The organism is Candidatus Protofrankia californiensis (genome assembly GCF_900634765.1).
GTDB classification, from domain to species: Bacteria; Actinomycetota; Actinomycetes; order Frankiales; family Frankiaceae; genus Protofrankia; species Protofrankia californiensis.
Genome location: NZ_CAAAFT010000412.1, coordinates 35,150 through 42,085, shown reverse-complemented (window position 1 = coordinate 42,085; position 6,936 = coordinate 35,150). Strand labels below are relative to the sequence as shown.

Sequence of the window (6,936 nt, the reverse complement as noted above, 5' to 3'; positions counted from 1 at the left end):
CTTCCTCGGCCACCGGCTGCCCTTCGTACGCATCGTCGACGTGGTGGCCGAGGTGGTCACAACGCATACCGTTGTGGAACGTCCGAGCCTGGATGAGGTGTTGGACACCGAGCAGGACGCGCGCGCTCGGGTGCGTGCCCTCATCGACCAAGGAGCCTGATCGAGTCGTGATGCCTTCGTGACCGAGGGGTACCCAATAGGGTCTTGTAGCGCTGCGATCGGGGCGTGACCGCACCATGACCAACGCAATCGGCATCGTCGCGTTCGCGCTCGCTCTACTCGTCTCCATCCTCCTGCACGAAGCCGGTCATTTTGTGACGGCCCGCCACTACGGGATGAAGGCGTCGAAGTTCTTCGTCGGATTCGGCCCCACGCTGTGGTCCCGTACACGGGGTGAGACCGAGTACGGCATCAAGGCGCTGCCGGCCGGAGGGTTCGTCAAGATCGAGGGGATGACCCCGCTCGAGGAGATCGACCCGGCCGACGCCCACCGGGCGTTCCACACCCGGCCGGCATACCAGCGGGCCGTCGTGCTGGTGGCCGGATCGTTCATGCACTTCGTCATCGCACTTGTGCTGATCTACGGCGTGCTGCTGGCGCTGGGTACCTCACGCCCCAGCGAGAACACGGTCGGCAGAACCGTCTGCGTGCCGGTGGCGAACGAGTGCTCCCCGGGCACGCCGGCCGGTCCGGCCGAACGCGCGGGTGTGCGCGCGGGTGACCGGGTGGTGAGTTTCGACGGCACGCCGATCACGAACTGGAGCCAGTTCACCCGCCTCATCCGCGACCATGGCGCGGGGATCGCGACCCTCGTGGTGGACCGGGACGGCCAGACCGTCGCATTGCGCCCGGAGCTGGTCTCGGTCAAGCGTGACCGCCAGACCGGGCTCGCCGGCAACGACCTCGTCGGAGCGATCGGGATCGGGCAGGGCTACGACACCGTCCGGTACAATCCGATCTCGGCTGTCCCGAAGACCATGAGTGTCCTGGGCAGCGGTGTCACCGGCATGTACGACACGCTCGTGCACCGGCTCGGCGAGGTTGCGAACCTGTTCAGTCCCGACCGCAATCCCAACGGGCTGGTCGGTGTGGTCGGCGCGGCCCGCGCCGGCGGCGAGCTGCTGTCCGCCCCGGACGTGTCCGCGAGTCAGCGCATAGGTGACTTCGTCGTTCTCGTGGCCGGTGTCAACCTGGCGGTCGGTCTGTTCAACCTCCTCCCGCTGTTCCCGCTCGACGGTGGGCACCTGGCGGTTCTCGGCTTCGAACAGGCGCGCCACGGCGTGCGCAGGCTGACCGGTTACCGGGGCCCGGTCAAACGTGTCGACCTTGTGAAGCTCCTGCCCGCGGCGTATGCAATGGTCGCCTTCTTCGTCCTGCTGAGCCTGCTCATCCTGTCTGCCGACATCGTCAATCCGATCAGATTCAACTAGTCGGCCGAAGAGGGCGTGATCACAACTTTTTACGCCGCCGATATCCGGAAAACCGGTAGTGGTAACACTTCGTGGCTTTCGTCCAGCTTCTGACCATCGTGACCATCGTGACCATCGACACGCCAGTGAGGACATCGTGACCGTAACTCTCGGCATGCCTGAGGCGCCGGCCCTCTCGATTGCCTCCCGGCGCCGCAGCCGGCAGATTCATGTCGGCAACGTGCCGGTCGGCGGGGACGCGCCCGTCTCCGTCCAGTCCATGACCACGACACTCACATCCGATGTCAACTCCACCCTGCAGCAGATCGCGCAGCTGACCGCGGCCGGCTGTCAGATCGTGCGGGTGGCCGTCCCCAGCCAGGACGATGCGGACGCGCTGCCCGCCATCGCGAAGAAGTCGCCGATCCCGGTGATCGCCGACATCCATTTCCAGCCGAAGTACGTGTTCGCGGCGATCAACGCCGGCTGTGCCGCCGTCCGCGTCAACCCCGGGAACATCAAGGAGTTCGACGACAAGGTCGGGGAGATCGCCCGGGCCGCCATCGCCGCCGGTACCCCGATCCGCATCGGGGTGAACGCCGGCTCGTTGGACAAGCGCCTGCTGGCCAAGTACGGACGGGCCACCCCCGAAGCGCTGGTCGAGTCGGCATTGTGGGAGTGCTCCCTGTTCGAGGAGCACGGCTTCACCGACATCAAGATTTCCGTGAAGCACCACGACCCGGTCGTGATGGTCCAGGCATACCGGCTGCTGGCGCAGCGCTGCGACTACCCGCTGCACCTCGGGGTCACCGAGGCGGGTCCGGCGTTCCAGGGAACGATCAAGTCGGCCGTGGCCTTCGGCGCGCTGTTGTCCGAGGGCATCGGGGACACGCTGCGGGTCTCGTTGTCCGCACCGCCCGTCGAAGAGGTGAAGGTCGGCATCGGCATCCTGGAGTCCCTGGGATTGCGGCAGCGCACCCTGGAGATCGTGTCCTGCCCGTCGTGTGGTCGTGCCCAGGTCGACGTGTACAAGCTGGCCGAGGAGGTCAGCGCCGGCCTGGACGGTATGACCGTGCCGCTGCGGGTCGCCGTCATGGGCTGCGTGGTCAACGGTCCCGGTGAGGCACGCGAGGCCGACCTCGGGGTGGCCTCGGGTAACGGCAAGGGTCAGATCTTCGTCCGGGGCAAGGTCATCAAGACTGTCGCCGAAGCTCAGATCGTGGAAACCCTCATTGAGGAGGCCATGCGGCTGGCCGAGCAGATGGAGGCCGAGGGGGCCTCTGGCGAGCCGTCGGTGTCGGTCGGGTAGTCCCCGAGCATCCGTGACGATGGGCCTCCCGCTGCGCTCCGCTCCCACCCGCCTGCTTGACGACCGCGATCTGCCGGCGGTGCGGGAGGTGCTCGCGCGCAACCCGATCGCCGACGTGTTCGTCGCCTCCCGTGTGCAGGCATGCGGACTCGCTCCCTGGCGGCTCGGGGCGCAGATGTGGGGCCACATGGTCGACGGCCGGCTGACCGCGGTCTGCTATTCGGGTGCGAACCTCTGGCCGGTGGCGGCGGGTCCGGCGTCAGCGAAGGCGTTCGCCGAACGGGCCCGCCGCCAGGGTCGCCGATGTTCCTCGATCGTCGGCGTGGCCGAAACGGTGCAGGCGATGTGGCAGCACCTGGAACCGGCCTGGGGGCCGGCCCGCGAGGTCAGAGCGGACCAGCCGTTGCTGGCGATCTCCGGTCCGCCTGAGATCGCTCCGGATCCGGCCGTCCGTCGGGTTCGGCCGGACGAGCTGGACGTGCTGTTGCCGGCGTGCGTGGCGATGTTCACCGAGGAGATCGGGGTGTCTCCCCTCCGTGGCGACGGCGGCACCCTCTACCGGGCCCGGGTCGCCGAGTTCGTCAACCAGCGTCGCTCCTTTGCCCGTATCGAGGACGGGCGTGTGGTGTTCAAAGCCGAAATCGGCGCAGTCGCCGGAGACGTCTGTCAGATCCAGGGGGTCTGGGTGGCCCCGGAGCGGCGGGGCAGGGGGCTCGGGACGGCGGGTACGGCGAGTGTCGTGGCGATCGCGCAGGCCACCTTCGCGCCCATCGTGAGCCTCTACGTCAACGAGTACAACCACGCCGCCCGCCGGGCTTACGACCGGGTGGGTTTCTACCGGGTCGGGACCTTCGCGTCGATCCTTTTCTGACCGCTGCGCTTTTTGCGTGCGGGTGATGCGCTGCCGTTGCCGTTTTGTTACGTCAGGTGAGCAAGTTGGCGACCTTGCATTAAGTCTGGCATCCTCTGTTTCTCGACCACTTCGATCGGATTGCATGGCACCGCGAGGTGCCATGGTGGAAGGGAACACTCATGTCATCGAGGAGGCTGTGGCGTCGGATCACGCCACTGCTCGCGGCCGGCGCGCTGGCGTTGGCGGCAACGGCCTGCTCGAGCGGGGGAGATGACACCACCGTCACCGCCGGAAGCTCAACCGGCAGTCCGACGGGAACCCTACGGCTCGGTTATTTTCCGAATCTCACCCATGCACCCGCCATTTACGGTCTTGATCAAGGTATCTTCGCGCAGAAGCTCGGCCCGGGCGTGAAACTGGAGACCCCGACGTTCAACTCGGGTGTCCAGGCGGCTGAGGCGCTCGTTTCCGGTGCGCTCGATGCCACTTATATCGGGCCGAACCCGGCGGTCAACGCCTTCACCAAGTCCAAGGGCGAGGCTGTCCGGATCATTTCGGGGGCGACGTCCGGCGGTGCCGGCCTGGTGGTGAAGAGCGACATCACCTCGGTCGAGCAGCTGCGGGGCAAGACGATCGCCAGCCCGAGCCTCGGCAACACCCAGGACGTGGCCCTGCGGTACTACCTCAAGCAGCATGGTCTGGCGACCGACAAGAGCGGTGGCGGCGACGTCCAGGTCCGTCCACAGGACAACACGGTGACGGTGGACGCCTTCAAGTCCGGCGCCATCGACGGCGCCTGGGTACCTGAGCCGACCTTGTCGCGGCTGATCTCCGACGGCGGAAAGCTGCTGGTCGACGAGGCGTCCCAGTGGCCGAACGGCAAGTTCGTCACCACCTTGCTGCTGGTGCGCACCGACTATCTCAAGAGCAACCCTGAGATCGTCAAGCGTCTGGTGGAGGCGAACGTCGCCTCGATCGAGGCTCTCAACGCCGATCCGGTCAAGGGGCAGCAGGTGACCAATCAGGGGTTGGCGAAGCTGTCCGGCAAGCCGTTGGCCGACGCCGTCATCAATCCGGCGTGGAAGCGCCTGACGTTCACGGCCGACCCGATCGCGTCGTCCCTCGTCGCCTCGGCCGATCATGCTACGGAACTCGGTCTGCTTGCCAAGGTCGACCTGAACGGAATTTTTGATCTTACGGCTGTGAACGCGGCGCTGACGGCAAGTGGCAAACCGTCGGTGGCTGCGCAGTAGCCATGCGTTCTATATCGCTAGCGGGCCAAAGGTGGCGTAGGGGGAGCAGATTCCAGTGACCGCTGTCATCGACGCGAGCGCGGTCCGGATCGACAATGTGAGCCGGACCTTCGGGTCCGGCTCACACCGGGTCCACGCACTCGACAACGTCTCCTTCGACGCCCGGCCGGGGGAGTTCGTCTGCCTGTTGGGTGCCTCCGGCTGTGGAAAGTCGACGTTGCTGGGCATCCTCGCTGGTATCGACCAGCCTAGTTCCGGCACGGTGGACGTCGGTGGGCGCAGGGTCGGCCTGATGTTCCAGGACTCGGCTCTGCTGCCGTGGCTGACCGCCGGGGGGAACGTCGCCCTGCCGATGAAGATCCGCGGCGTCCCCAAGGCCGACCGGCGATCCCGGGTCGAGGAACTGCTCGCGCTCGTCCGCCTTGCCGGCCTGGCCGACAAGCGTCCCCACGAGCTCTCCGGTGGCATGCGCCAGCGAGTCAGTCTCGCCAGGGCGTTCGCTCAGGAGGTGGACGTCCTGTGCATGGACGAGCCCTTCGGTGCGCTGGACGCGATGACGCGCGACCTGCTGCACGACGAGCTGGAACGGATCTGGCGGGAAAGCGGCGTGACCATCCTGTTCGTCACCCACGACGTGCGAGAGGCCGTGCGGCTCGGCGACCGCATCGTGCTGCTGTCGAGCCGGCCGGGGCGGGTGGCCGAGATCTTCGACGTCGGGCTGGCGCGTCCCCGCCGCATTGACTCACCCGATGTGGCTGCGCTGGCCGTGACCGTCACTGACCGACTGCGTGAGGAGGTGGGGCGTCATGGTCACTGAGACCACGGTCGGGCCCAACGCGTTGCATAAGCTGCCGGTTGCGCCCGCCGGTGACGTCGACATCACCCTTGCTGGTCTCGACGCCCTCGAAACGGCCGTCGAGCCCCGGCCTCCACTGGCCCTCAGGGTCTGGTCGGCAACCTGGCCGAAGCTGGGAGCGGTCGTAATCTTCCTGCTGCTGTGGCAGATCGTGGTGTGGAGTGGCTGGAAGCCCTCCTATGTGCTGCCAGGGCCGGGCGAGGCGCTGTCGGACCTGGGAAACCGGATCACGACCGGTAACTTCTGGTCGGCCGCCGCCCGTACCTTGCAGCGTGCCCTGGCCGGCTACGTACTGGCCATCCTCATCGGCGCGATCGTCGGCCTGGCCGTGGCCCGCTTCTCCCTGATACGGTCCGCAGTCGGGTCGTTCATCACGGCGTTGCAGACGATGCCGTCCATCGTCTGGTTCCCGCTGGCGATCCTGCTGTTCAAGCTCACTGAGTCGGCGATCCTGTTCGTCGTCGTGCTCGGTGCGGCGCCGTCGATCGCCAACGGTGTCATCAGCGGCATCGACTACGTCCCTCCCCTGCTGACCCGGCTCGGCCAGACCATGGGCGCGCGCGGCCTGAAGCTCTACCGCCTGGTGGTGGCACCGGCGGCCCTGCCGTCGGTGGTGGCCGGGTTGAAGCAGGGCTGGGCATTCGCCTGGCGCAGCCTGATGGCCGGCGAACTTCTCGTCGTCGTCCCTGGTCATCCCTCCATCGGCTCGGACCTGGAGGACAGCCGGCAACTCCTGGACACGGTGGGCGTGCTGGCGATGATGATGACGATCTTCGTTATCGGGGTGCTGGTGGACGCGGCCTTCAACGCCGTCGACCGCCGGATGCGCGCGCGTCGTGGGCTGCTGCTCACACAGTCACGCTAAGCGGTCATCGCACGCTCAGTGATCGTCGCCGAAAATTCGTCCAGGGTCTGCCGGCGCCGGCGGGACACGTGCGGCAGACCACGGACCCACAGGCAACACCCGTGTGGGGCGTGATGGGACCATGACCGGCAAGATGGATGCATGCAGATCTCCGCGCGAGCTGACTATGCCCTGCGTGCGTTGCTCACTCTCGCCGCATCCAACGGCGACCTCGTCAAGGGTGAGAGCCTGGCGACCGCGCAGGACCTGCCGCTGCGGTTTCTGGAGAACATTCTCACCGACCTGCGCCGCAGCGGTCTGGTCCTCAGCCGGCGTGGTGCCGACGGTGGTTACCGGCTCTGCCGGCCGGCGAACGAGATCACCGTGGCGATGGTCATCCGGGCCACCGACG

Annotated in this window: 7 protein-coding genes; all 7 read left to right on the top strand. The window is 67.0% G+C overall.

Going from position 1 to position 6,936, the window contains the following annotated elements; genetic code table 11:
* Positions 1-236 precede the first annotated feature (236 nt).
* Positions 237-1,430: a M50 family metallopeptidase gene (locus tag DD1DGNOD_RS21335; protein ID WP_131768301.1), complete on the top strand. Its 1,194-nt coding sequence runs from the start codon at positions 237-239 to the stop codon at positions 1,428-1,430.
* A gap of 136 nt (positions 1,431-1,566) precedes the next feature.
* Positions 1,567-2,718 (top strand): flavodoxin-dependent (E)-4-hydroxy-3-methylbut-2-enyl-diphosphate synthase, encoded by a 1,152-nt coding sequence (ispG, locus tag DD1DGNOD_RS21330; protein WP_131768299.1) that lies wholly within the window; start codon positions 1,567-1,569, stop codon positions 2,716-2,718.
* A gap of 19 nt (positions 2,719-2,737) precedes the next feature.
* Positions 2,738-3,589 (top strand): GNAT family N-acetyltransferase, encoded by an 852-nt coding sequence (locus DD1DGNOD_RS21325; protein ID WP_131768359.1) that lies wholly within the window; start codon positions 2,738-2,740, stop codon positions 3,587-3,589.
* Positions 3,590-3,750: 161 nt separating this feature from the next.
* A complete protein-coding gene (locus DD1DGNOD_RS21320) occupies positions 3,751-4,824 on the top strand; it encodes an ABC transporter substrate-binding protein (protein WP_131768297.1) in 1,074 nt (357 codons plus the stop codon).
* Between the two features lie 55 nt (positions 4,825-4,879).
* Positions 4,880-5,641, top strand: a complete 762-nt coding sequence (locus tag DD1DGNOD_RS21315; RefSeq protein ID WP_131768294.1) for an ABC transporter ATP-binding protein — start codon at positions 4,880-4,882, stop codon at positions 5,639-5,641.
* Complete coding sequence (locus tag DD1DGNOD_RS21310; RefSeq protein WP_131768293.1) at positions 5,631-6,545, top strand: ABC transporter permease; 915 nt, start codon at positions 5,631-5,633, stop codon at positions 6,543-6,545. Before DD1DGNOD_RS21315 ends, DD1DGNOD_RS21310 begins: the two co-directional genes overlap by 11 nt.
* A 141-nt stretch (positions 6,546-6,686) precedes the next feature.
* On the top strand, positions 6,687-6,936 hold a 250-nt coding region (locus tag DD1DGNOD_RS21305), incomplete at its 3' end, for an RrF2 family transcriptional regulator (RefSeq protein WP_131770913.1).